The organism is Corallococcus sicarius, assembly GCF_003611735.1.
Lineage (GTDB): Bacteria > Myxococcota > Myxococcia > Myxococcales > Myxococcaceae > Corallococcus > Corallococcus sicarius.
The window spans coordinates 1-22,717 of the sequence record NZ_RAWG01000088.1 but is presented as its reverse complement, the minus strand read 5'-3'; the positions used below and the strand labels follow the sequence as shown (position 1 = coordinate 22,717).

Below are 22,717 nucleotides of genomic sequence, written 5' to 3'. Positions count from 1 at the left end.
AAGGAGGTCTTGCGCGGGCCCGGGCCGCATCATGCGCACACCCGGGCCACTTGTCCGGAGTCAGTGGGGCAGGGGAGTGCTCAGCGCTGGATGAGCGTGCGCGCGGCTTCGATGCGCTTCGCCGCGGCCGCCGCATCCTCCGGCTTGCGAGGCGTGGGCACGTCCAGGCCGCGCTGGGCAGCGGGCCGGCTCTCGATGGCGGCGAGCCACCGCTGCACGCCCGGCAGTCCCTCCACGGACACGCCGGCCCAGTCGTGCGAGCGCACCCAGGCCCAGTTGGCGATGTCCGCGATGCTGTAGTCCCCGGCCAGGTACTCGTGGTCCTTCAGCTGGCGCTCCAGCACCGTGTACAGGCGGCGCGTCTCGTTCTGGTACCGGTCGATGGCCGGCTGGAGCTTCTCCGGGAAGTAGCGGAAGAAGACGTTGGCCTGCCCCTGCATGGGGCCCACGCCGCCCATCTGGAACATCAGCCACTGCATCACGCGCGAACGGCCCTTCACGTCCGTGGGCATCAGCCGGCCCGTCTTCTCCGCGAGGTAGACGAGGATGGCGCCGGATTCGAAGACGGCGAAGTCACCCTCCGCGCGGTCCACGATGGCCGGGATGCGGCCATTGGGATTGATGGCGAGAAGTGCCCACGTCTAACGGGGGCAGGGGAGGGGCGCTCGCCCAAAGCTCACGTCCGCTTCGGCGGCCGGAAGCGCACGACGCGAACATCGAACGCGGGGGCGTCCCCCAATGCCTCACACATCAGCTCCAGGGCCCGCGCTTCGTCGAAGCTGCCGGAGCCCGCGCCGATGATGGGAAACGCCAGCGACTGGAAGCCATGCTCCCCGGCCCGCGTCAGCGCGTGGTGCACCGAGTCCTGGATGGAGCGCGCGGACGCCCGCCACAGCATGTCGATGCCCGCGACGTGGATGATGCCCTTGAAAGGCAGACGTCCCGGCCCCGTCACCACCGCGGAGCCCAGGGGCATGGGCCCCACGCGCGCCAGTTCACGGAACGGCTCCGTGCCGCCGCGCCGCTTGATGGCCCCTGACACCCCCTGGGGCAACAACAGCCACCAGGGGATGATGTTGCGGTTCCACGCGTTGACGATGGCGTCCACCGGCTGGTCCAGCAGGTCGCCTTCCACGAGGTCCACGGGCATGGGCGGGAGCCTTCCTACACAGACACAGTGCTCAAGGTGACGTCGGCACGCTGACGGGCGGCTGCGCCTGCTTCGCTGCTCCCGCGAAGTCTCCCGCGCGCACGACGGTGGCCTTGTTCCAGTCCACGTGGTTCGCCAGGGCCTTGCGCACGTCCTCCGTCGTCAGCTTCTGGAGCTTCGCCTCCAGCTCCGCGTCGAACTTCAGCGTGCGCCCGAGGAAGAGATAGTTGGCCAATTGCTGCGCCAGGTTCCCGTCCTGCGCCCGAGCCGACTGGCGATACTCCAGGAGTCCCGCGCGAGCCTTGTTTAGCTCCTCCTGGCTGAAGCCCGTCTGGACCGCGCGGGTGATCTCCTCACGCATCGCGGCCTCCAGCTTCTGGGCATTCTGCGGCGCGTGGATGGCATAGGTGACGAACGAACCCACCGCCTCCAGTTCGCCCGCGTCCACGCTGCTGCCCACGCCATAGGACAGACCTTCCTTCTGGCGCACGCGCGTGGCCAGGCGCGAATTGAGGAAGCCGCCGCCCAGCACGAAGTTGCCCATCATCACGCCCGGCCAATCCGTGTCCTCCGAGCGCAGCTTCAAGGTCTGTCCCGCGAGGAAATAGGCATTGGCCTTGTCCGGCGTCTCCAGCGCGAGCGCCTTGGGCCCCACGGGCTGAAACACCTTCTCCACGCGCGCATAGGGCGCCGGGCTCTTCCAGCCGTTGAACAGCGTCCCCGCGAGCGCGACCAATTCCTTCTCGTTGAAGTCACCCACCACCGCGAGCTCGCCATGAGAGGCGCCGTAGAACTGGCGGTAGAAGTCACGCGCCTGCTCCAGCGTGACGTCCTTCACGTCGGACAGACGCTCCTCCAGCGTGGGCACGTAGTAGGGGTGGCCCTTGGGGTAGTGCGCGGAGAGCACGCGCCAGAATGCGATGCTGCCCTGGGTCTGTGGTTCGCTGCGCTGCGATTCCAGCGCGGCCAGCCGCTCCTGCTTGAGGACCGCGAACTCCTTGGCGTCGAAGGAGGGCTCGCGCAGGACCTCGGCCATGAGCTTGAGGACCGCGGGGAGGTTCGCGCGCGGACACTCGATGGAGACGCTCGCGCCCAACGCGCTGCCGTCCACGCCCACGCGCGCCTTCAGCGTGTCCAGCGTGTCCGCCAATTGCTGACGGGTGTGCTTCGTGGTGCCGCGCATCAGCATGCGGCCTGCGTACGTGGCGGCGGGGAGCTTGCCGCGCACGGTCTCCTCGGTGCCCCAGCGCAGGGTGAGTGACAGGTTGACCATCTCGCCGCGCGTCTTCTTGGGGAGCACCGCGTACTTGATGCCGCCCGGCAGGACACCGCGCTGCACGCGGGATTCGATGTGGGAAGGGGAGGGGTCGAAGGCCTCACCCTGCGCGACGAGCGCCTTGCCCTGGTAGCCCTCCAGCGCCTTCGCCAGGTCCACCGGGGGCGGCAGCTCCGAGCGGTCCGGCTTCGGCGTGGGGAGGAAGGAGCCCAGCGTGCGGTTGGAGCCCTTGAGGTACGCGGCGGCCACGCGGGTGACGTCCGCGGAGGTGACGGTCTCGATGCGGTCGCGGTGCAGGAAGAGCAGACGCCAGTCGCCCACGGCGGCCCATTCGGAGAGGAGGATGGCGGCGCGTTCGGAGTTGTTGAGCAGGAGCTCCGTCTGCTTCGCCAGGCTCGTCTTCGCGCGGTTCATCTCCTCCGCGGTGAAGGGCGTGCGCGCGGCCTCTTCCACGGTCTTGAGCAGCGCCTCGCGCGCGGGGCCCAGGGGCTGATCCTGCCGGGCCTCGGTGCTGAAGCCGACCACGCCCGGGTCGCGCAGTTGGAAGTTGAAGGCCCCGGCGCGCGCGGCCTTCTTCGTCTCCACGAGCGCCTTGTAGAGGCGGCCGGAGGGCACGTCGCCGAGCACCTCGGTGAGCACGTCGATGGCGGCGAAGTCGGGGTGGGCGCCCTCGGGCACATGGTAGAGGCTGGTGAGGAGCTGGTTGTCGCCCACGCGGCGCAGCGTCACTTCACGCTCACCGTCCTGGGTGGGCTCCTGGGTGTACGTGAGGGGCACGGGTTCGGCGGGGCGCGGCAGCTTGCCGAAGGTGGACTGCACGAACCCCAGCGCCTTCTCCGGTTGGAAGCTGCCGGCGACGACGAGCACCGCGTTGTCGGGCCGGTAGTAGCGCCGGTAGAAGGCCTGGAGCCGGTGGATGGGGACGTGCTCCAGGTCCGCCTTGGCGCCAATCGTTGCCTTGCCGTAGTTGTGCCAGAGGTAGGCGGCGCTCATGGTGCGCTTGAAGAGGATGCCGCGCGGGTCGTTCTCGCCGGACTCGAACTCGTTGCGCACGACGGTCATCTCGCTGTCGAGGTCCTTCTGCGCGATGAAGCTGTTCACCATGCGGTCCGCTTCGAACGCGAGCGCCCACTTCAGGTTGTCGTCCGAAGCGGGCAGGGTCTCGTAGTAGTTGGTGCGGTCCAGCCAGGTGGTGCCATTGGGCCGAGCACCGCGCTCGGTGAGGGCCTGGGGCACGTTGGGCGTGGTGGGCGTGCCCTTGAACAGCAGGTGTTCGAGCAGGTGCGCCATGCCGGACTCGCCGTAGCCTTCGTGTTTGCTGCCCACGAGGTACGTGATGTTGACCGTGACGGTGGGCTTGGTGGGGTCCGGGAAGAGCAACACGCGCAAGCCATTGGACAGGCGGTATTCGGTGATGCCCTCCACGCTGGTGACAGGGGCCAGGGCGGACGGCTTCGCCTGCGCGCGCGCGGAGGCAGCGGGCTTCGCGGCGGGGGCCGGGGCGCGGGCCCATACGGGCGGGCCCGCCATGAGCAGGACGGCCAGCAGGGCGAGCGGGGTACGACGCGGCATGCGGTCCTCGGGGTGCGACGGAGTGGGCACGGGACTTCTAACCGTCCCAGGGGGTCCCGCCATCCCGAGCATCGCCGCGCACCGCCAGGTCCTGCTCCTTGCTTCCAACCCTGGAGGTTGTCCGCTATCCTGACGTGGATCCGCTCCGGAGCATGGGCGGCAGCCCATGTCAGGATGGGTTGATAGGAGACCCGCTCTCCACGAGGAGCAACGGAATGGCGACGGCGATGGGCGGGGATGTGGTGATGAAGCTCCTGCAAGAGTTTCGTGAAATGCAGGACGAGGCACGGGTCCAGTACGCGCGGACGGACAGGGCCATCGAGCGGGTCACCCAACAAACCCAGGTGCTTGCCGAGCACGTGGAACAGCTCGCCACGGAGCTCTTCGCGCTCACGGTGGAAGTGAACGGCATCAAGCGCGTGCACGGAAAGATGTTCGAGCAGGTGGGCCGCACCCTGAACCAGCTCGCGGAAGCCCAGGCATCCGACCGTCAGCGCATCGACACGCTGGAGCTGCACGTGGACAGAGCAGGGAAGCCCTGAGCCTGTCAGCCTGATACGAATCAAAGGCATCCACCGAAGGGGATGCCGGCCCGCCTCCCATCCACCAGAACGGGCGGGCGCCACCTCGCGTCCGCCTGAAAGCACTGGGTGGAACGCAAGCATCGTCGCGCGCGTACGTTGGTGATAGGCCGCCTGGAGTCGGGGGGCCGTCCCTCGGGTACGTGGACACCAGGAGTCCTTCCGGATGAAACGCTTCTTCATCGGCGCGCTGGCCTTCATTGGAGCGCTGTCCGTCCTCTTCGTGGTGGGTGTGGTGGGGTTGTTGATGCTCGCGTCGGCGAGCAAGCCGGGGGTGCCCTCGAACCTGGTGCTGGAGCTGGACCTGCAGCAGCCGCTGCCGGAGTACACGCTGGACACGTCGCTGGCGGGGGCCTTCGGGGACACGCCCGCCTCGCTGCGGGACGTGGTGGAGGGCCTGGAGCAGGCCGCCAGGGACCCCCGCGTGAAGTCGCTGGTGGTGCGGGTGGGGCAGCCGGGCAGCTCCGCGCAGGTGCAGGAACTGCGGGACGCGGTGAAGGCCTTCCGCGCAACGGGCAAGCGGGCGGTGGCCTACGCGGACGGCTTCGGGGAGGCGGGCAACGGCACCGGGGCCTACTACCTGGCGAGCGCCTTCGACGCCGTCTACATCCAGCCCTCCGGGGACGTGGGGCTCACGGGCATCGCGCTGGAGACGCCCTTCGCGCGCGACGCCTTCGCGAAGTTCGGCGTGAAGGCGGAGTACGGCAAGCGCGCCGAGTACAAGAACGCCGTCAACACCTTCACCGACGAGGCCTACGGCCCCGAGCAGCGCGAGGCCACGGAGGCCTACGGCGGCAGCCTCTTCCGTCAGGTGGTGAAGGGCGTGGCCGAGGGCCGCAAGCTCACCGAGGACGAGGTGCGCGCCCTCATCGACCGCGCGCCCTTCATGGGCCAGAAGGCCGTGGACGCGAAGCTGGTGGACGGGCTGCGCTACCGGGATGAAATCTACGACGAGCTGAAGAAGCAGGCCGGCGACGGGGCGCAGTTCCTCTACGTGGACAAGTACCTGGAGCGCGCGGGCCGGCCGCACCAGACGGGGACGACCGTCGCCCTCATCTACGGCGTGGGCGAGGTGCTGCGCGGCAAGAGCCAGTCCAACCCGCTCTCCGGCGGCCAGGTGATGGGCGGCGACACCGTGGCGGCGGCCTTCCGCAAGGCGGTGGAGGATCCGAACGTGAAGGCCATCCTCTTCCGCGTGGACAGCCCGGGCGGCAGCTACTCCGCGAGCGACACCGTGCGCCGCGAGGTGCAGCGCGCGCGCGAGGCGGGCAAGCCCGTCATCGTCTCCATGGGCTCCTACGCGGCCAGCGGCGGCTACTACGTGGCCATGGGCGCGGACAAAATCGTCGCGCAGCCGGGCACGCTGACGGGGAGCATCGGCGTGTACAACGGCAAGTTCGTCACCGCGGACTTCTGGGCGAAGTTCGGCGTGAACTTCGACACCATCGCCTTTGGCCGCAACGCGACCTTCACCAGCACCGACCTGGACTTCACGCCCGAACAGCGCGCGCAGTTCGAGACCGAGCTGGATGACATCTACCTGGACTTCACCAGCCGCGCGGCCCAGGCGCGCAACATGCCGCTGGAGAAGCTGCAGGCGGTGGCGAAGGGCCGCGTGTGGACGGGCGAGGACGCGCTGGAGCGCGGGCTGGTGGACGCGCTCGGCGGCTACACGAAGGCGCTGGAGTTGGTGAGGGAGGCGGCGAAGCTCTCCAAGGACGCCCCGGTGCGCCTGCAGGTGTTCCCGCGCCCCAAGGCCACCGGCCAGGTGCTGTCGGAGCTGCTGGGCAAGAGCGATGCGGACAACAGCGACGACGACGCGGCCGGAGCCCAGGCGGGGGTCGCGCCCCAGGTGCTGGAGCAGGTGCGGGCCGTGTACCGGGTGGGCGCGAAGCTGGGGCTCACGGAGCAGGGCCGCGAGGGACGCATGCTGTACGCCCCGATGCCGGAGCTGCGCTGGTAGTCAGACGTACAGGGGCAGGGTGGGGCGGCCTTCGTTGGGCCGCACCGGCCGCCCGAAGATGCTGTGGTAGCGCAGGGCGTGCGTCGCGCAGCGGTTGCGGCGCGGGTCGAAGACGAGGCAGTTCGCCACCGGGCCGGCGTAGACGTGCAGCGTCACGCCCGGGGCGCTGGTGGAGCAAACGCGGTGGATGGACGCGCCGCTGTCGCGGAAGTCCACGTGGCCCGCGCCCACCGGGCCCACTCGCTCCGGGGGGCCGAGCCGGGCAACACCCGGCGCCTTGCCTCCCTCCAGCAGCGGGTAGTTCTCCAGCAGGAACTGTCCGCGCTGGACGCTGAACCAGCACTCCTGGCCGTCATGGTCGTGGATGGGAGACGACACGCCCGGCGACCAGCAGTTGACGATGATCTCCATCCCCTCGTCCCGGTGGACGAGGTTGCGGGTGTAGCGGCCCGGCAGGAAGTGCAGGTAGGGCTTGAGGCTGGCCTGATCCACCTGGAACCCGGCCAGAGCCGTGTCCACGCCCTCCAGCCCCCCGGAGGACGTACGGCGCGCACGGAGCATCCGCACGAATTCTCTCAGGCAGGCATCACCCATGCTTACAGGCTAGGAACGTCTCCGACAGTTGGCCACCCTCAGGTCTACCGATGAACGTCCGCTTTGTCGTCCCCCCTTCAAGGATTGAGGCTCCGTCCGTTGAAGGACGGCAACCCTGGGGAATCAGGGGACGGAAGTGCCACCGGCCTTCCTTTGACTTTGCTGTAACTTTACACTTCCATGGTGTAGAGGGAAGTGAGGGGTGGTAGGTCGACCCGGCCGCAGCATCGAGGGGGGCCGAGGAGAGCATGCAATGAAGAAGCGTTTGGGGGATATCCTGCTTTCGCGGGGAGTGGTGGATTCAATGCAGTTGCAGTCGGCCCTCGCGTACCAGCGCAAGTGGGGCGTGGCGCTCGGCCAGGTGGTGGTGGATCAGCGCTTCTGCACGGCGGAGGCGGTGCTGTCCGCGTTGGCGGCGCAGTCCGGGGTGGGGTCGGTGGATCTGGACGCCCAGCCGTTGGACGCCTCGCTCGCGAAGTGGATCCCCTGCAAGGTGGCGGAGGCGCACCGGGTGGTGCCGCTGCGGCTGGAGGGCCAGGGCCCCCGCGACACGGCGCTGGTGGTGGCCATCGCGGCGCCCGCGAGCCTGGCGGCGCTGGACGTGGTGAAGAGCGTGTCTGGCAAGGCGCGGGTGGTGCCGCTGCTCGCCACGGACGCGGCGCTGACCCGCGCCATCGGGCGGCTGTACCGGGGTGAGCCGGCGACGCCCCAGCGCCGTCCCGGCATGGAGGGCTTCTCCCTGCCCGAGTGGGACGAGTCGCTGCCCCTGGTGACGGGCACGTCCCTGGCGGAGCTGACGAACATGGCGGCTGCGGAGCTCCCCATGCTGGCGCCGCTGGAGGCCGCGCGACCGCCGGTGCCCACGGAGCGGGTGGCGGTGCGGGAGCAGGTGCTGGTGTACGGCTGGGGCGCGGAGGCGGCGGCCGGGCTGGTGCAGGTGCTGGGCGCGGAGGGCTTCACCGTGAAGGTGGCGAACACCTGGGACGTGTGCGCCGCGGTGGAGACGCAGGTGGTGGTGGCGCCGCTGCCCGCGATGGAGGTGCTGGCCCAGCGGCTGCGCGCGCAGGTGCTGGTGGCCGGCAAGGTCCCGGAGCGGGACCTGCCCCGGGCGCAGGCGGTGCACGCGCGGGGCTTCCTGGCGGCGCCGGTGGATCCGGATCTGCTGCTGCGCGCGGTGCGGCGGCTGTCGCGCGCGGCGGACGAAGCGCGCCTCAAGCACGCGAGCTGACGGGCTTGCCGGGCCTGCCGGCGCTCACGCGTCAGGGCACCGCGAGGAGCCGGGGCAGCTCCTCCGGCACATCGGGGAGCCAGAGCGCGCCCAGCTCCAGGGGAACGGAAGGGAAGGGCTCGGCGCGCACCAGGGCGTCGTCCTCGTGGCTCGCGGTGAGGAGCCAGCCGCGCTTGACGCGCTGGTAGACCTCCAGCGTGCGCGCGAGCGGATCCACCAGCCACACGAAGGAGACGCCGGCCCGCGCGTACAGGGGCAGCTTGCGCGCCCGGTCCAGTCCGGTGGTGGCGGGGGTGAGCACCTCGCAGACCCAGTCCGGCACGAGGTTGAAGAAGCCGGCGCCCGGCTCCGGTGGGGCGGCCACGCGCTCGCGGCGCCAGCCGGCCAGGTCGGGCACGAGGAGGTCCTCGCCCAGGTGCAGCTCCGGGGCTCGCAGGAAGCACCAGCGCCCGTTGCCGCCGCGACGCCGGTCCAGCCGCTCTCCCAGCTCCACGCCCATCATGAAGGCCGCGCGCGCGGGCGCCACGGAGGGGCGGGGCGAGGCCACCAGCTCGCCATCGAGGATTTCACCCACCCAGCCCGACGGCAGCGCCGAGAGCAGGGAGTGGGAGGTGGGCTGAAGGTGCTGAAGTGCCGTCATGAATCCTCGGGGAGCGCCGGGTAACGCGAGGCATTCTAGGGAGGGGTCTGACATGCCGGCCGGCGCCCGGCGGAGGGCTATTTCCCGATGCAGAAGCGCTGGAAAAGGGTGTCCAGAAGGGCATCGGACACGCTCGTTCCGGACACTTCGCCCAGGGCCTCCAGCGCGAGCCCGACCTCGCCGGAGAGGACCTCCAGGGTGGACACGCGCGACGCCTCCTCCGCGCGCCCCAGCGCCTCGGCGGCACGACGCAGGGCGTCCGCGTGGCGCTCGGAGACGAGGGCCACCGCGGAGGGCGTGCCGCCGCCCCACAGCCGCGCGAGCACGGAGGTCCGCAGCGCGTCCACGCCCGCGCCCGTGAGCCCGCTGACGCGCGGCCTGGGGGAGGGGAGGGGAGGGGATGCGACATCGCACTTGCCGGTGACGACGAGCACGGGCGTGGCGCCGGCCTCGCGCGTCCACGACGTGGCTTCGTCCCCGGAGGCGTCCGGCGGCAGCACGAGCACCGCCAGGTCCACGGCCGCGAGCAGGCCCCGCGTGCGCGCGATGCCCAGGGCCTCCACGCGTCCGGGGGCCTCGCGCAGGCCGGCGGTGTCGTAGAGCGTCACCCCCAGCCCGTCCCATTCGACGCGGGCCTCCAGCGCATCGCGCGTGGTGCCGGGCTCGGCGTCCACGAGCGCGCGGTCCTCACCCACCAGCCGGTTGAACAGCGTGGACTTGCCCGCGTTCACCGGGCCGTACAGGGCCACGCGCGCGCCCTGGCGCACCAGCCGCCCGCGTCCCACTTCGGCACGCAGGGACTCGGCTTCGGCGCGCAAGGTGGTGACGCGGGGACCGGCCTCCGCGTCCGCGCCCTCTGCTTCGTCAGGGAAGTTGAGGACGCCTTCCAGGTCCGCGTGGAGCGCGCGCAGCGGTTCTTCCAGCGCGTGGATCCGCTTCGCCAGGGCCCCGGACACGCCCGCGGCGGCGGCGCGCACGGCGGCCTCCGAGTCCGCCGCCACCAGGTCCGCGACGGCCTCCGCGCGGGTCAGGTCGATGCGGCCATTCAGGAACGCGCGCCGGGTGAACTCGCCGGGAAGGGCAGGGCGCACCCGGCCATCCTCCAGCGTCCGCGCGAGCAGCAGGCGCAAGAGGCGCGGGCTGCCATGGGCCTGGAGCTCCACCACGTCCTCGCCGGTGAAGGACTGGGGCCCGCGGAAGTAGAGGAACAGGCCCTCGTCGAGCACGCCGCCCGCCGCGTCCACGAACGTGGCCAGGTACGCATGGCGCGGCGTGGGTGCTTCAGGAACACCGGGCGCGAGCGCACGGCCCACCGCCAACGCCGCCGGCCCTGACAGTCGGAGGATGCCCACCGCGCCGGCTGCGGGCGCGGTGGCGAGGGCGACGATGGTGGCGGAAGGGGTCGTCATGGGTTCGGCGGTGGGCGGCACTGGGCGTCGAGCGGCGTGGTGTCCTGACTCGTGAAGACGCAGGTCAGGGTGGTTGCGGCTTCCGCGTGCGGTGCGGGATGGATCCTGGAATGCGACAACCGGACCCGGGTCCCTCCCCTCAGGTACAGGGAGGTGCTGAACCCCTCGATGATGGACTGGTCGATGCCTGCCCGGACGTTCGGGTCCGGGTTGGAGAAGTCCGCGTAGAAGCCATACGAAAAGTCATTCCCCGCGCTCCCCTTCAGACGGCTGGAGCGCACGGACACCCCCGCCGTTCCCGCACGCACGGCCGCCGACAGGGGACCTCCCGAAGCGAAGACCTCCGAATCCACGAGGATGACCTGCGTGCTATTGCCATGAGCATCCACGCCAAAGGTCTTGTCACCCTGGGGCGCGAAAGCGGAGATCAGCATGCGGCGCAGGACGACTGAACCTGCGTCAACAAACACACCCGCCGTTTCCGATACCGCCGGGCCGCCCTGGGCATTGGCCTTGGAATCCTCCAGGGTGACATCACTCGCATGGAAGGCATAACCAAACACCGGCCCCCTGTTTGAAGAAGCCCGGGCTTCAATCCGGGAGAGGCTGTTGCTGGGAGCGTTCCGGTAGCACAGGCCCGCCGTGAACCCGTTGCCGCCAAGCGCTTCGACCTTGAGGTCGCTCACCGCGAAACCCGCGCTCGTATTGAAGACCGCGACGGACCATTCACCACCGCCGGTGTTGCCCACGTACAGGTTCCGCAGCCCCGCGCCGGTGGCGCCCACCACGGTGCCGTCCCCAGGGGTCGAGGACACGATGCGTGAGACCTCGGCACCATGACCTTCCAGGTACACGCCTGTCTTCAACACCAGCCCCGTCCCGCCCAGGTCGTAGGTCCCCGCGCCGAGCTTCATCACCCACGTCTGCGAGCCATCGGAAGGAACGGCTTCCACGGCGGCCCGCAGCAGGGCGCCTGACTCCAACGTGGTGGTGCCCAGGGGGATGACCCGGATGCGCGCGGTCGCGAGCACGTCGGGGGCGGGAGTCACGCTGCCCGGCTCACCCTTCGGGCCCGGCTCGCCACGCTCGCCCTGCGGACCCGGGGCACCGGGCGTACCCGCTTCTCCCTGGGCCCCCGCCGCGCCCTGGGGACCTTGCGCGCCCGTCTGGCCTTGCGCCCCTGCCTCACCCCGCGGGCCTGTCTGGCCTTGGGGCCCTTGGGGCCCCACGGTCCCCGCGTCCCCCTGCTTGCAGGCGGACACCATCAACAGCAACGACAACACCCCACGACGCACGGACGGAAGACCCAAGGACAAGCACCCCTCATGATTGGAGGCCTGCATTCCTATCCTTGAATACCACCTGTGGACTAGCGGGGCCCCTGCGGCGGGGTGGAACCCCGGGCGGCGCGCTCCACGTCGTCACGGTGTGCCTCGATGTACTTCTCCACCTCGGCGTCGTCGACCTGCAGGTCGCGCAGCACGCCCGGGTAGACGAAGCGGAAGGCAGGGGACTCCTCGTCCCCGCGCAGGCGGAAGCTCATCTTCAGCACCGCCGCGCCGTACAGCTTGTCTTTCAAACCCTTCGACTTACCCATTCGCTCCTCTAACTCCCAGACGCCCGCCGGCGGCTTGGACGGGCCCTGCCGGGCACCCGCTCAAGCGTCGAGGTCGTCCTCGTCATCGTCCGGCAGCAGGCTCCGCTTGGGCATCGGGGCGGGCTTCGCCGGAGTGAACACCACGCGTCGGTTGCGGCCCTCGCCTTCCGCCGCCACCTTCACGCCTCCTACTCCTTCTACTGCCCTCAGGACGCGCGCGCGGTCCTCAGTCTTCATCGCGGCGAACGCATAGAAGCGCCCCAGGTTGGCGGACTTCTCAGCGAGCTTGCGGACGGCCTCCCTCAGCACCGCATCCTCCTCGCACTGCACCGAGCGCTCGTCCGCCTCCGCGCCCCCCTTCGCCTGGGCCTGCGCGGCCTTGGGTGCCGGCTGCGCCTGCTGTCCTCCCCGCGCCCCACGACCCTGCTGAGGCGGCGCGGCGGGAGCAGGCGCCTGTGCCCGGGGAGCCTGCGCCGGGGCCGCGGTCGCCACCTGCGCCACGGTCGCGGCCGGCGCGGAGGCCGGAGCCTGGGAAGCCTGCTGCGGGCCGGGCTCGCGGCGGGGCCGGGGCTCCGGGTGCCCACCCGCGCCCAGCATCACCCACCGGCGTTCGACACCCGGACGGTGGAGCATCTTGTTGAGCAGGAACTGGAGCGAATCCAGCACCTGGCTGCGCTTGCCCGGCTCCACGCCCGGAGGCGGGCCAGCTTCGAAGTGGAGCGCCACGGACAGGCTGCCGTCGGTGGCGTCCTGCAAGTCCAGGCGGGCCGGATACCCCATCAGCCCGAGGATGTCCGTGAGCAGCCGCTCCACCCGGGGGCGGAAGTCCGCTCCGCCCGCCCCGCCCTGTGCTCCCTGCGACCCGCTCACTTGCGCTTGCCTCCCCCGGCGACGACCACCGCCGGTGTCCCGCCACCCGACTGGTTCTTGTTGCGGTCCAGCCACTTGCGCAGGCCGTACTGCTGCCCGATGGAGAGCACGTTGTTCGTGAAGATGTAGAGCGACAGGCCCGCGGGGTACTGGAGCAGCGTGAAGGTGAAGATGATGGGCATCACCCAGGTCATCATCTTCGCCTGCGCCGCGTCCATCATCTGCGGCTGCATCTTCTGCGTGATGATCATCGACACGCCCAGCGCCAGCGGCAGCAGGTACGTGGGGTCCTTGTACGTGAGGTCCCGCCAGATGGGCCCGAAGAAGGGCTCGCCGTAGATTTCGAAGCTGTTGCGCAGCGACGTGAACAGGGCGATCCACACCGGCATCTGGATGAGCAGCGGCAGACAGCCGCCCAGGGGGTTCACCTTCGCCTCCTGGTACAGCTTCATGATCTCCAGGTTCTGGCGCTCCTTGTCGTCCGCGAACTTCTTGCGGATCTCATCCATCTTGGGCTGCAGCACCTTCACCGCCTCCATGCTGACCATGGAGCGGTAGGTGAGCGGCAGCAGCGCCAGCTTCACCACCACCGTGAGCAGGATGATGGCCAAGCCCCAGTTCCCCACGATGCCGTGGAAGAACTTCATGATGGCGAGCAGCATCTTGCAGACCACCGCCCAGATGCCGAAGTCGACCGTCTCCTCCAGCATGGGGTGGAACGTGGTGGCGGACAGGCCGGCCACGGTGCGCAGCTCCGCGCCGGGCACCGGGCGCAGCAGGTCCGGATCCTTGGGGCCCAGGTAGCCGCCGAAGCGGAACGTGGCCGTCCCACCGGGGCCGACGTTGAGCGGGAAGCCCGCGGCCACTTCGCGCGCGGTGGGCGTGGCGCTCAGCGTGCAGTTACCGGCGAGCGCCCCGTCCAGCGGATAGAGCGCGGACAGGAAGTACTGCTGGTCGATGCCGAAGTAGGAGATGGGCCCGCGCGTATCCGTAGCCTCCGGCGGGTCGTCACCGGGGGACATCTTGTGGAGCGTCTCTCCCACCCAGCACGCGGAGCGGCTCAGGTTGCCCACGCCGCCGAAGAAGGACGGCGCGTGTTCGAACTCCGGGTCGATGGCGCGGCTGTAGTGCAGCTTCAGCTCACCCGTCTGCGCCTGGGCGGAGGTGTTGCGCACCTGGAGCGTGTAGGCGAACTCGAAGCCGTCGCGGGGCCACAGCACCGTCTTCGTCACCTCCCACGGGCCCTGGCGGCCGGTGAAGACGACGCTGCCGCCCTGGTCGGTGGCGCTCTCCTGCACCGCGTAGCGGGTGTTCGCCGCGAGCGGCGCGCCGCCCTCGATGGTCACCGCGAGCGGCAGGGGCTGACCCGCGACCGGGTTCGCCACGTTCATCTGCGGCGGCGGGGCGTGCTCCTTGCCGAAGAGCGCCTCGAAGCCCTCCTTCACGGTGAGCGACTGCTGCTCCCGCATCTTCACGCCCTGGAGCACGGCGGAGGTGAGGCCGGCGCCCTCGGAGGAGAACGTGTACTTCACCTCCGGACGGGCGAAGTCGGCGGTGCGCACGGGCGGCGGCGGGGTCTCCCCTTCAGCCTGGGCGGGGGTGCCCGCGGCGGCGGTCGTCCCCGGTGGCGGCACGGCAGCGACTCCGGGGGTGCCCGCATCCACGCCCGCGGCCACCTGCACCCCGGCATCCGCGCCCTCGACGCCCTCGGGCGTCTTGGGGGCGAAGAAGAAGGTGTAGGCAGCGGTGGCCGCGAAGGAGAGGGCGAGCGCCAGGAGCAGCCGCTTCTGCGAATCGTTGGACTGGGGCGACAGCGGGTCGTTCGTCATGGATTTCCCTCTGCCGGCGGCGGAGGGCCGGGGGGCAGGCGGAAGCAAACCGTCAGGGGACGGGATCGAATCCGCCGGGGTGGAATGGCTGGCAGCGCAGCAGGCGCCAGACGGTGAGGGCGAAGCCCTTCAGGCCCCCGTGCTTCTCCAGCGCCTGCATGGCGTAGGTGGAGCACGAGGGATGGAAGCGACACGCCTTCGGCAGCAGCGGCCCCAGGAACCGCCGGTAGAAGCGGATGGGCAGGGCGATGACGAAGGCGAGAGGACTCATGGGGCTGGCTCTTTAGGAGGCACCGGAGGCGCCGGAAAGAGCCGTTGCAGCTTACGGGTGACGCCGTCGAACGCACGGGAAACTTGAGCGAAGGAGGCTTCCTTCGCCGAGGAGCGGACGACCAGGACTACGTCGAGACCGGGCGGCCATTGCTCGCGGCGCTTGCGGAACAGCTCGCGCAGCACCCTGCGAAGACGCGCGCGCACCACCGCGTTGCCCACCTTGCTGGAAACGGTGAGCCCTACGCGGGAGTGCGCCCGGTTGTTGCGTTGGACGAGCGCCAGGAGGCAGTCGGACGGTAGCTTCTGACCGCCCTCCTGGACCTCCAGGAACTCACGTCGCTGAAGCAGGCGAAAGGCCTTGGGGAAGCGCTCGCCGGTTGCCTGAGGCACCCGCGGCGCCGCTCCCTCGGCCATCACACGTGCGTCCAGTTACTTCTTGAACGACGACACCACCAGGCGCTTACGGCCCTTCGCGCGGCGGCGCTTGAGGACATCCCGGCCGGACTTGGTGCCGTTCCGCTTGCGGAACCCGTGGGCGCGGTTGCGCCGGATCTTCGACGGCTGGTACGTGCGCTTGGACACGACTACTCCCTGAGAGCTGAAGGCGGCGCCTGGAACGGATGGCGCGACCCGTACATTGGAAAGGGGGCGTCCGTAACCCTATTTCCTGGACAAGTCAATCACAGGATCACCCTGACCTCTCCCTGTTGCACGGGGACAGGTGGACGCGGGCGATCCTGTAGGAAAAGGGGGGAGGGGGCAAGGAACGTGATCCAGGGTCCTTGGGGGCCCGGGCCTTGGACGGGTCCAGGCAGGACGACCCTGTGGACCTGCCCGAGGCTTGAGCCGCTGGCTGCTCGCTTCAGGGGCTCTTGTGCGCAAAGCCGACCCGCCTTGTCACATCCAGCGCCACACAGCAGATACCGGGAGTTCGCGGGGCAGCACCGTGGCTCCGGCCTTGGAACCCGGCAGCTTGCGCACCCGACCCTCCGGACCGCCCAGCACGATGCAGACGGGGTAGGTCCTCCCGTCCGGGAGGCGGGCCTCGGTGTAGCGGGCGATGACGGCCTCATCATCCCCCTCGTAGATGCCTGGGCCTGTCCACATCCGCCCATAGAGCAACGTGCCATCAGGCAGGGCCGGATCCGACCAGGAGTAGCCGACGATGCGCCCCACGATGGGACCATCCTGGTAGGTGCCGAGCTGACTCTGGTCACCTGGCTGGTTGATGTCGATAACGGCATTGAGGTCCTTGCGCAGGCTGAGCTGCTGAAACATGGCCTGTGTTGCAACCTCGGGGCAGCGCACGTTGGTGTCGGGGCGCGTTGGAGCACTCGGGCACGCGAGGCCTGCGGTGGCGCACAGCACCGCAGCGGCTTGCCGCACTGGAGTAAAGCGCCGGAGAGCAGCGATGGATGAGGGAGGCGTCAGGGAGGTGGGCACGGACAGGCTTCCTTTCTCAGGTGGGGGCGCGAGCATGCTGAGCGCCAGCCACAGGGCCAGTAAAACCGCCAGCACGCCGCACAAGCCCCACGTCACGACGTGTCTGCGAGTACGCGGAACATGGGCGCCAACAGGTTGAGCGTCGGCGGCCGGCTCCGATTCCTCAGGGACCGGCACGTCCACCTCCGCGCTTCCCGCCTCCCCATGCACTTCTTGAGGGGCTATTTCCTCTGGCAACGGCTGCTCCAGGGATACCTGCCACTCCGGCTTCTTCTTCTCCTTGGCTGCATCCCACAGCGCCTGGAGGAGGGCTTCCGTGTTGGCGAATCGGTCCTCGGGACGCTTCGCAAGCAGGCGCAGGGAGATGTCGCTCAGCGTGCGAGGCACCCTGGGGTTGATGACGTGAGGGGCGGTCGGGATCTTCGTCGCAATGGCGAGAACAAGCTGGTCGTAGGGCAGCTTCGGATCGAAGGCATAGACATCGGAGAGCGCCTCGTAGAGCAGCATGCCCAACGCGTAGAGGTCGCCTGCGGTACCCGGCTCGAAAGCGCTCCCTTCCTTCCAAGCGCCTTCTGCAAGAAAGGCCAGGCACTCGGGAGGCAGCAGGTGCGGCGACGTTGGTGGCACCCCCACCGTCAGGGTGACCATGCCCGGTTGTCTCGCCACGCCGAAGTCGATGAGGACGGGGTGCCCATCCTCCTTGCGGATGAGGATGTTGGCCCCCTTCAAGTCCCGGTGCCACAGGTGGCGGCGATGCAGCTTGTCGACGAGCCGCACTACCTCGGTGAAGACCTCCAGGAGGCGCGCGGCGGTGGGCTTCATCCGCCAACACCACTCGGTGAAGGTCTCTCCCTCCACGTAGTCGGTCACGAAGTAGAGGTAGCCGGAGGGCCCCAGCCAGTGGTCCAGCGCATGGACCTTCAGCCCCGTGTCGTAGGCCATGTGGATGGCCGCCTCGCGCGAGACGCGTCCATCCGCGTCCTCCTCCTCGGAAGCATGTTGGCCCGCGGGCCGCAGTGCCACCTTCATCGTGAAGGGCTGCCCGGGGTGCTCCTCCCTCTCCACCTTGAAGAGGCGTCCTCCCCCGCCACCACCGAGAAACTCGAGGATCCGCCAGGGACCTACCTGGTTTCCGGCGGTGAGATGGTCGGGATGCAGGGGCGACATCGTCATGCTCCGGTCCTCTTCCCTCGTTCAATCAAGGGGATGCCTACAGCCGCACGCCCCTGATGGGCAGGGCTCGTCCATTCGCGGTGTCCGACAACTCGAGGAGGAGTTCCTCCTCCGCCTGCCAAACAGGCGCCCCGGTCTCCACGAGCACCAGCCCCTCTTCACCAGGTGCGAGCTGGGGCTTATCCGTGCGCAAGGACTTCACCTGGATGGACTGGCCGCGCGCCGTGGACAGGCGCGCCACTCCCGGACGCCAGACGCGTTGGCCCACGAGGTTGCGTACGCGCACCGTGACGACTGTCCACGCCCTGGTCCGATAGCCCACGCCGCGTTCCACCTTGAGCCCGCTGGCGTTCCCGGGAGCAACCGCCGCCTTGAACACCGAGGTGCTGACGTCCGAATCCAGGAGCCCTGAGAGGATGAGCCCCGTCGGTCCGCCGTCACCGCATCGGCCCTGCAGCGCCGCGAGCTGGGCTTGAACCTGGGTCAGTTCCAACTGGAGTGCTTCCGCGTTCCGTGCACGGCGAACGACCTCTACCGCGGCGTCCACCTGCTCGTCGGCGGGGATGAGGATGAAGATGGCCTCTTGGGGAGCAGCCCCATCGGCGAATCGCACGGTGAGCAGGAGCCGCTCGTCAGCGGTCAGGTCCACCTTCGGCTTGAGGGTGATGGTGCGCTCCTCCACGACGAATCGTTCGAAGTGGGTGTCACGGCCCTGCACCATCACGCTCTTGGGCAGGAGCTGCGAGTCGAAGGTGAGCGTAGTGAGCACCCCCTTCGCCACCTGCACCGAGGCCTCCACCGGACTTGTTGTCTGCAGGGAGAGGGCACGCTGCCGGAGCTGATGGGCAGGGGGCGCAGGCTGGGCTGCGGCGATTCCTGCCACCAGCAGCGCCAGGAGCGAGAGCCGACATGAAAAGTAGGGCACGTGCTGAAGGACCTCCAGGGTTCCAACCTACCAGGGTTGTCCTGCGGATCCCGCTTCGGCGCGCCTATCGACTCTTCGCCACCTTGAACAGCTCGACCGGGTCCACCTCAAAGCCTTCGGCGATCCGGGCGATGGTGGTGAGGTTCACTTTCTCGCCCTCAACGCGCTGGTAGACGCGCACCGTCATGCCGCAACGATGCGCGGCTTCCTCCTGGGTCCATTCCCTCTGCTGACGCAGACGGCGTACGGCAGCCGCCAGCCGTCGCTGGAGGTCTCGGTACATTGCTTCGGGAGTACGGCGCGAACGAAGTCCGAGCGGATGCCAGTTACCGGGGCCAGGTCATTCAGACGACGGGCTACGTCGAGAGCCTCGGCCGGGACATGCTCGATTCCATCTACGTCGTGCTCACTTCCACCCGCGGCTCCGATCCAACCAGCCTTCAGTACAACTTCGGCGAAGCCGAGTTGCAGCAGGTGGCCAACGTTTCCCGAGGTAAGCACATCACCGTCCGCGGACGGGTAGCTGGACTGAGCCTGGGCAGCGTCATCGTCAGCAACTGCGAGATCGTCGGCCAGTAGCGGAGCGGAGCGACCAGTCGGAGGAAGAAACGACGGTCACCATTTGGCTGGTGCCCTGAAACGCCCCGCCTCCATTTCGGGAGGCGAGGCTCCTCACGGCCTTCGTTCCTACATCTTCAGCCTTGAAGGCTCGCTTCCTACTTGCGCTTCCTCTTGCGGTGATTCTCCGGCGGGGGTGCCATCGTCTTCGTCAGCATCATGTCCCAGGCTTTGCTGATCATCCTCTCCCGCATCAGGAGGATGCAGCTCAGGAGGAAGACCAGGGCGATGAGCGGGTTTTGCACAGCGAGTTCAGAGACAGTGACTGCGATGTTGCTAATCACAGTGAGCTCCTACGTGCGCAGCTGCGCACAGAAAAAGTTGTGGGTGATGGGGTACTGGGGGATGCCGGTGGGCGTAGCTCGGCGAGGCCCCTGGAGGCGGGAGTTCGGTCCGTCGAAACGGCTGCCGCTCTTGTCGCCTGTGGGGTTGCTCGTGCGGCCTCTGCAGGCGGGAGTTCGGTCCGTCGAAACGGTTGCCGCTCTTGTCGCCTGCGGGGTTGCTCGTGCGGCCTCTGCAGGCGGGAGTTCGGTCCGTCGAAACGGTTGCCGCTCTTGTCGCCTGCGGGGTTGCTCGTGCGGCCTCTGCAGGCGGGAGTTCGGTCCGTCGAAACGGCTGCCGCTTCCGTCCAGCGTCTTCAGAGGGGAGAGGACCACAGTCCTCGAAGCTAATCAACCGGGTCTGCGTTGCACTTCCTGGTCTAGGTGGGCCAGCTAAATGCTGGCCTCTCCTGGGCAGGGTGCCGCGCTCCGTTCCTGAATCTCCTGGGGTGCTCCTGCGGTGAGCATCATCAGGGCGAGTTGCTCAGCCCGACGGTGCTCCTTCCGGGCCCGTGCGTACCTGGTCCTGGCTGCGGAACTCCCATCCAGCCCCCGCACGGCATCCTGCAGCTCCGCTTCCGCACGCCCCAGGCACCACGCCAACGCCACCCGCTGTTCCATGTCCATGCGGCGGCGCAGAGTAGGGGGCGTGCCGGAAGAAGGGGCTCTGCGCTTTTGGGAGGCGCCGCGGTTCCGGAGGCGGGGGAGGGAGCGAACTTCAAATAGCGTTGTTCCTAAGCGGTCCACTTCCTTTAAGCGCTTGAATTTCTTGAAGTTCCCCTGATCCACAAGGATTGGAACTTCCCCACGCGGGACGGTGGGAAATCGGCGAGAAGAGCAGAACCCATAGCGTCTCCTGTCACCGCCCCTGAAGCCCACAGCCGGGGCAATTAGGCTTCTCCTTCTACTGCCCCCCCATCGTCTGCGGGCCTGCCTCGGCTTCTTGGAGCACCGTGCCAAGGTGGCCGTTCCGATGCACTGAACCAGGTGCTGCAGAAGGGGATCCCGGCGCTTGAGAGCGCCCGGATTCTCGCCGCTAGGCCCCCCTTGTAGCCACCCTTCCTACTTCCACTTCAGGGTGGTTCGGGTACTCACAACCAGCGGGAACCACTGGGGGAAAGTGCCGTTTCGACGCCCCGTAAAAAATGGGTAAGGTCGAACAGGATCACCCTGACCTCTCCCTGTTGCACGGGGACAGGTGGACGCGGCGGATCCTGTAGGAAAAGGGGGGAGGGGGCAAGGAACGTGATCCACGGTGGATCCCCCACAGATCACACGGCAGAGGGGAACCCCTGGGAACTGTTGAGCTTCCGGCCGGTTCCTTGATCGCCCAGAAACCGTCTGTTAGCACCGCCAGACGCCCGCTGGTTCTCCCCTCCGCACCGTCCTTTTCGAGCCTCCGTGTGAACGCCCTCGCCACTCAAGCCCCGCCGTCGCTGCCCAGTGCCGGAGTCGTCTGGACCCGCACGCTGGAAGCCATCCGTCAGGAGGGCCTCCACTACGCGCTGACCTGGCTGGAGCGGATGCGCCCCCTGGAGGTGCGCGAGAACGCCCTCGTCCTGGGCGTCCCCGACCGCTTCTTCCGCGACTGGGTGGATGACCACTACCGCGCCATGCTGGAGACCCACCTGTCCCGGCTGGAGCCCAGCCTGGGCCGCGTCGCCTATGAGGTCGTCGTCGGCCCGCCGCCGTCCGCGAACCTGCCGCCCACGCCCACCGTGAAGGTGAACTCCGCGCGGCCCTCCCGCCTCAACCCGCGCTTCACCTTCGACACCTACGTCGTCGCGGACAGCAACCAGCTCCCCGCCGCCGCCGCGCAGGCCGTGGCCCACCGGCCGGGCCACAACTACAACCCGCTCTACATCTACGGCGGCACCGGCCTGGGCAAGACGCACCTGCTCCAGGCCGTGGGCAACCACATCTGGGAGAAGGACCCGACCCAGCGGGTCGTCTACCTCTCCAGCGAGCAGTTCACCAACGAGTACGTGGAGAGCGTGCGCGAGCACCGCATGACGGACTTCCGGCGCAAGTTCCGGGAAGAGTGCGACGTGCTGCTCATCGACGACATCCAGTTCCTGGGCAAGCGCGAGGAGACGCAGAAGGAGTTCTTCTACACCTTCGAGACGCTCTTCGGCCTCAACAAGGCCATCGTGCTGACAAGCGACATGGTGCCCGCGGAGGTCCCCGGCATGGAGGACCGCCTGCGCAGCCGCTTCGCCATGGGGCTGATGGCGGACATCCGCGAGCCCACCTACGAGACGCGCGTCGCCATCCTCCAGAAGAAGGCCGAACAGGAGGGGCTCAACCTGCCGGACCCGGTGGCGCACTTCATCGCGCGGCACGTGCAGAAGAACGTGCGCGAGTTGGAGGGGGCGCTCGTGAAGCTGTCCGCCATGCACAGCCTCACGCGCCAGCCGGTGACGGAGGAGTTCGCGGCCCAGGTGCTGCGCGACATCCTGCCCGCGCAGCGCTCCGTGGACATCGACGCCATCCAGCGCGAGGTGGCCCGCTTCTACAAGGTGACGGTGGAGGCGCTGAAGGAGGACCGGCGCCACAAGGCCCTGGCGCACGCGCGCCAGGTGGCCATGTACCTGAGCCGCAAGCTGACGAAGAGCTCCTTCCCGGAGATCGCCTCGCGCTTCAGCAAGGACCACTCCACCGTCATCTCCGCGGTGCGGAAGGTGGAGGGCCTGCGGGTCACGGACCCCAGCGTGCACCGCGACCTGTCGGAGCTGGAGACGAAGCTCGGCGGGATGTGAGCCTTGGTCAGTGGGTGGCGGGCTGGGACGGGTCGGAGACGGCCTCCAGTGCCTTGCCTCCCTCCTTGGCGCCCAGCTCCTCGGCGATGTCCCCCACTCCTTCTCGAAGCGCCTGGGCGCCCGGTCGCACGAAAGGGATTTCCGGCGCCAGGAGGCTCTCGGGCTTCCATGAGGCTGGGCATCTGCCTCACCGGCGTCAGTTGACCCCCGGGGCTGCCGCCGTGATGCGCGCCCGCCGGGCTTTCAGGTAGGCTGCGCCCCGCCGGGCCTTCGGGTCCGTCACTGGAACGCCGGCCGGAGCGCTCCCCTGTCCCTCTCCTCCTGCCATGCCCCTTGCTTCCTGGTCGCGCTTCACATGTCTGTCATTGGCCTTCCTGGGACTCTCCGGCTGCGGTGATTCCGGAACCCATACCCGGCTCGTCTTCTCCCTCCAGCCGTCGTTGAGCTCCAGCAGCTCGCTCCAGGCCTCCGGTGTCCGGGCCCTCACGTCCCAGCCC

The 22,717-nt window shown here is 68.9% G+C and carries 23 protein-coding genes; 5 read left to right on the top strand and 18 right to left on the bottom strand.

From position 1 onward, the window contains the following. Nucleotides 1-80 precede the first annotated feature (80 nt). The 3 genes from D7X12_RS15910 to D7X12_RS15900 are packed head-to-tail and all read right to left on the bottom strand — an operon-like array spanning nucleotide 81 to nucleotide 3,998. On the bottom strand, nucleotides 81-623 hold the full coding sequence (locus D7X12_RS15910; protein WP_279637193.1) for a glutathione binding-like protein: 543 nt from the start codon (nucleotides 621-623) through the stop codon (nucleotides 81-83). A 53-nt stretch (nucleotides 624-676) separates the two neighbouring features. Continuing rightward, on the bottom strand, nucleotides 677-1,150 hold the full coding sequence (locus D7X12_RS15905) for a macro domain-containing protein (protein ID WP_120626117.1): 474 nt from the start codon (nucleotides 1,148-1,150) through the stop codon (nucleotides 677-679). A 31-nt stretch (nucleotides 1,151-1,181) separates the two neighbouring features. Beyond that, nucleotides 1,182-3,998, bottom strand: a complete 2,817-nt coding sequence (locus tag D7X12_RS15900; RefSeq protein ID WP_208719069.1) for a M16 family metallopeptidase — start codon at nucleotides 3,996-3,998, stop codon at nucleotides 1,182-1,184. A gap of 215 nt (nucleotides 3,999-4,213) precedes the next feature. On the opposite strand from D7X12_RS15900, the gene D7X12_RS15895 reads away from it, so the two are divergent. Next, nucleotides 4,214-4,540, top strand: coding sequence for a hypothetical protein (locus tag D7X12_RS15895; protein WP_120626116.1), 327 nt, complete (start codon nucleotides 4,214-4,216; stop codon nucleotides 4,538-4,540). Nucleotides 4,541-4,745: 205 nt separating this feature from the next. Next, on the top strand, nucleotides 4,746-6,542 hold the full coding sequence (gene sppA / locus D7X12_RS15890) for a signal peptide peptidase SppA (protein ID WP_120626115.1): 1,797 nt from the start codon (nucleotides 4,746-4,748) through the stop codon (nucleotides 6,540-6,542). Here the strand turns inward: sppA and D7X12_RS15885 are convergent, their stop codons facing one another. After that, the gene (locus D7X12_RS15885) at nucleotides 6,543-7,061 is read right to left on the bottom strand and encodes a cysteine dioxygenase (protein WP_244224583.1); all 519 of its coding nucleotides are present in this window, start codon (nucleotides 7,059-7,061) and stop codon (nucleotides 6,543-6,545) included. Nucleotides 7,062-7,389: 328 nt separating this feature from the next. On the opposite strand from D7X12_RS15885, the gene D7X12_RS15880 reads away from it, so the two are divergent. Beyond that, the gene (locus D7X12_RS15880; RefSeq protein WP_120626113.1) at nucleotides 7,390-8,364 is read left to right on the top strand and encodes a GspE/PulE/PilB domain-containing protein; all 975 of its coding nucleotides are present in this window, start codon (nucleotides 7,390-7,392) and stop codon (nucleotides 8,362-8,364) included. Between the two features lie 31 nt (nucleotides 8,365-8,395). Here D7X12_RS15880 and D7X12_RS15875 read toward each other — a convergent pair whose 3' ends face one another. The 12 genes from D7X12_RS15875 to D7X12_RS15820 form a co-directional block, all read right to left on the bottom strand. Beyond that, a complete protein-coding gene (locus D7X12_RS15875) occupies nucleotides 8,396-9,004 on the bottom strand; it encodes a Uma2 family endonuclease (RefSeq protein ID WP_120626112.1) in 609 nt (202 codons plus the stop codon). A gap of 77 nt (nucleotides 9,005-9,081) precedes the next feature. Beyond that, nucleotides 9,082-10,413 carry a tRNA uridine-5-carboxymethylaminomethyl(34) synthesis GTPase MnmE gene (gene mnmE, locus D7X12_RS15870; RefSeq protein ID WP_120626124.1) on the bottom strand — a complete coding sequence of 444 codons (1,332 nt, stop codon included), beginning with the start codon at nucleotides 10,411-10,413 and terminating at the stop codon, nucleotides 9,082-9,084. Further along, nucleotides 10,410-11,462 (bottom strand): hypothetical protein, encoded by a 1,053-nt coding sequence (locus D7X12_RS42430; RefSeq protein WP_244224586.1) that lies wholly within the window; start codon nucleotides 11,460-11,462, stop codon nucleotides 10,410-10,412. Before D7X12_RS42430 ends, mnmE begins: the two co-directional genes overlap by 4 nt. Nucleotides 11,463-11,782: 320 nt before the next feature. Then, nucleotides 11,783-12,010, bottom strand: a complete 228-nt coding sequence (locus D7X12_RS15860) for a hypothetical protein (RefSeq protein ID WP_120626111.1) — start codon at nucleotides 12,008-12,010, stop codon at nucleotides 11,783-11,785. Nucleotides 12,011-12,070: 60 nt separating this feature from the next. Next, a complete protein-coding gene (locus tag D7X12_RS15855; RefSeq protein ID WP_120626110.1) occupies nucleotides 12,071-12,880 on the bottom strand; it encodes a hypothetical protein in 810 nt (269 codons plus the stop codon). Further along, the gene (gene yidC, locus D7X12_RS15850) at nucleotides 12,877-14,709 is read right to left on the bottom strand and encodes a membrane protein insertase YidC (RefSeq protein ID WP_120626109.1); all 1,833 of its coding nucleotides are present in this window, start codon (nucleotides 14,707-14,709) and stop codon (nucleotides 12,877-12,879) included. The genes D7X12_RS15855 and yidC overlap by 4 nt, the downstream gene beginning before the upstream one ends. Before the next feature lie 52 nt (nucleotides 14,710-14,761). After that, nucleotides 14,762-14,980 (bottom strand): membrane protein insertion efficiency factor YidD, encoded by a 219-nt coding sequence (gene yidD, locus D7X12_RS15845; protein ID WP_120610406.1) that lies wholly within the window; start codon nucleotides 14,978-14,980, stop codon nucleotides 14,762-14,764. Then, entirely contained in the window at nucleotides 14,977-15,399 is a 423-nt protein-coding gene (gene rnpA / locus D7X12_RS15840; RefSeq protein WP_439329371.1) for a ribonuclease P protein component, read from the bottom strand. The genes yidD and rnpA overlap by 4 nt, the downstream gene beginning before the upstream one ends. Nucleotides 15,400-15,411: 12 nt before the next feature. Next, complete coding sequence (rpmH, locus tag D7X12_RS15835) at nucleotides 15,412-15,564, bottom strand: 50S ribosomal protein L34 (RefSeq protein WP_120537283.1); 153 nt, start codon at nucleotides 15,562-15,564, stop codon at nucleotides 15,412-15,414. A gap of 315 nt (nucleotides 15,565-15,879) precedes the next feature. Continuing rightward, nucleotides 15,880-17,598: a serine/threonine protein kinase gene (locus D7X12_RS15830; RefSeq protein ID WP_120626107.1), complete on the bottom strand. Its 1,719-nt coding sequence runs from the start codon at nucleotides 17,596-17,598 to the stop codon at nucleotides 15,880-15,882. Between the two features lie 37 nt (nucleotides 17,599-17,635). Then, nucleotides 17,636-18,523, bottom strand: a complete 888-nt coding sequence (locus tag D7X12_RS15825; protein WP_158620056.1) for a DUF2381 family protein — start codon at nucleotides 18,521-18,523, stop codon at nucleotides 17,636-17,638. A 64-nt stretch (nucleotides 18,524-18,587) separates the two neighbouring features. Further along, entirely contained in the window at nucleotides 18,588-18,806 is a 219-nt protein-coding gene (locus tag D7X12_RS15820) for a helix-turn-helix domain-containing protein (protein ID WP_120626105.1), read from the bottom strand. Here D7X12_RS15820 and D7X12_RS15815 point away from each other — a divergent pair. Further along, entirely contained in the window at nucleotides 18,806-19,102 is a 297-nt protein-coding gene (locus D7X12_RS15815; RefSeq protein ID WP_158620055.1) for an OB-fold protein, read from the top strand. The genes D7X12_RS15820 and D7X12_RS15815 overlap by 1 nt on opposite strands. 137 nt (nucleotides 19,103-19,239) lie before the next feature. On the opposite strand, the gene D7X12_RS15810 is transcribed toward D7X12_RS15815, so the two are convergent. Further along, a complete protein-coding gene (locus tag D7X12_RS15810; protein WP_120626103.1) occupies nucleotides 19,240-19,425 on the bottom strand; it encodes a hypothetical protein in 186 nt (61 codons plus the stop codon). Nucleotides 19,426-20,864: 1,439 nt separating this feature from the next. Between D7X12_RS15810 and dnaA the strand changes: the two genes are divergently transcribed. Continuing rightward, nucleotides 20,865-22,220: a chromosomal replication initiator protein DnaA gene (gene dnaA, locus D7X12_RS15805; protein ID WP_120626102.1), complete on the top strand. Its 1,356-nt coding sequence runs from the start codon at nucleotides 20,865-20,867 to the stop codon at nucleotides 22,218-22,220. Nucleotides 22,221-22,227: 7 nt separating this feature from the next. Here the strand turns inward: dnaA and D7X12_RS45045 are convergent, their stop codons facing one another. Next, complete coding sequence (locus D7X12_RS45045; protein ID WP_279637192.1) at nucleotides 22,228-22,350, bottom strand: hypothetical protein; 123 nt, start codon at nucleotides 22,348-22,350, stop codon at nucleotides 22,228-22,230. Nucleotides 22,351-22,717 lie beyond the last annotated feature (367 nt).

Excerpts from the sequence above, each read along its gene's own strand:
- D7X12_RS15875 (WP_120626112.1), bottom strand. The coding sequence starts at position 9,004 with ATGACGGCACTTCAGCACCTTCAGCCCACCTCCCACTCCCTGCTCTCG.
- D7X12_RS15880 (WP_120626113.1), top strand. The coding sequence starts at position 7,390 with ATGAAGAAGCGTTTGGGGGATATCCTGCTTTCGCGGGGAGTGGTGGAT.
- yidC (WP_120626109.1), bottom strand. The coding sequence starts at position 14,709 with ATGACGAACGACCCGCTGTCGCCCCAGTCCAACGATTCGCAGAAGCGG.
- D7X12_RS15895 (WP_120626116.1), top strand. The coding sequence starts at position 4,214 with ATGGCGACGGCGATGGGCGGGGATGTGGTGATGAAGCTCCTGCAAGAG.
- D7X12_RS15830 (WP_120626107.1), bottom strand. The coding sequence starts at position 17,598 with ATGACGATGTCGCCCCTGCATCCCGACCATCTCACCGCCGGAAACCAG.
- D7X12_RS15820 (WP_120626105.1), bottom strand. The coding sequence starts at position 18,806 with ATGTACCGAGACCTCCAGCGACGGCTGGCGGCTGCCGTACGCCGTCTG.
- sppA (WP_120626115.1), top strand. The coding sequence starts at position 4,746 with ATGAAACGCTTCTTCATCGGCGCGCTGGCCTTCATTGGAGCGCTGTCC.
- yidD (WP_120610406.1), bottom strand. The coding sequence starts at position 14,980 with ATGAGTCCTCTCGCCTTCGTCATCGCCCTGCCCATCCGCTTCTACCGG.
- D7X12_RS15860 (WP_120626111.1), bottom strand. The coding sequence starts at position 12,010 with ATGGGTAAGTCGAAGGGTTTGAAAGACAAGCTGTACGGCGCGGCGGTG.
- D7X12_RS15900 (WP_208719069.1), bottom strand. The coding sequence starts at position 3,998 with ATGCCGCGTCGTACCCCGCTCGCCCTGCTGGCCGTCCTGCTCATGGCG.
- D7X12_RS15905 (WP_120626117.1), bottom strand. The coding sequence starts at position 1,150 with ATGCCCGTGGACCTCGTGGAAGGCGACCTGCTGGACCAGCCGGTGGAC.
- mnmE (WP_120626124.1), bottom strand. The coding sequence starts at position 10,413 with ATGACGACCCCTTCCGCCACCATCGTCGCCCTCGCCACCGCGCCCGCA.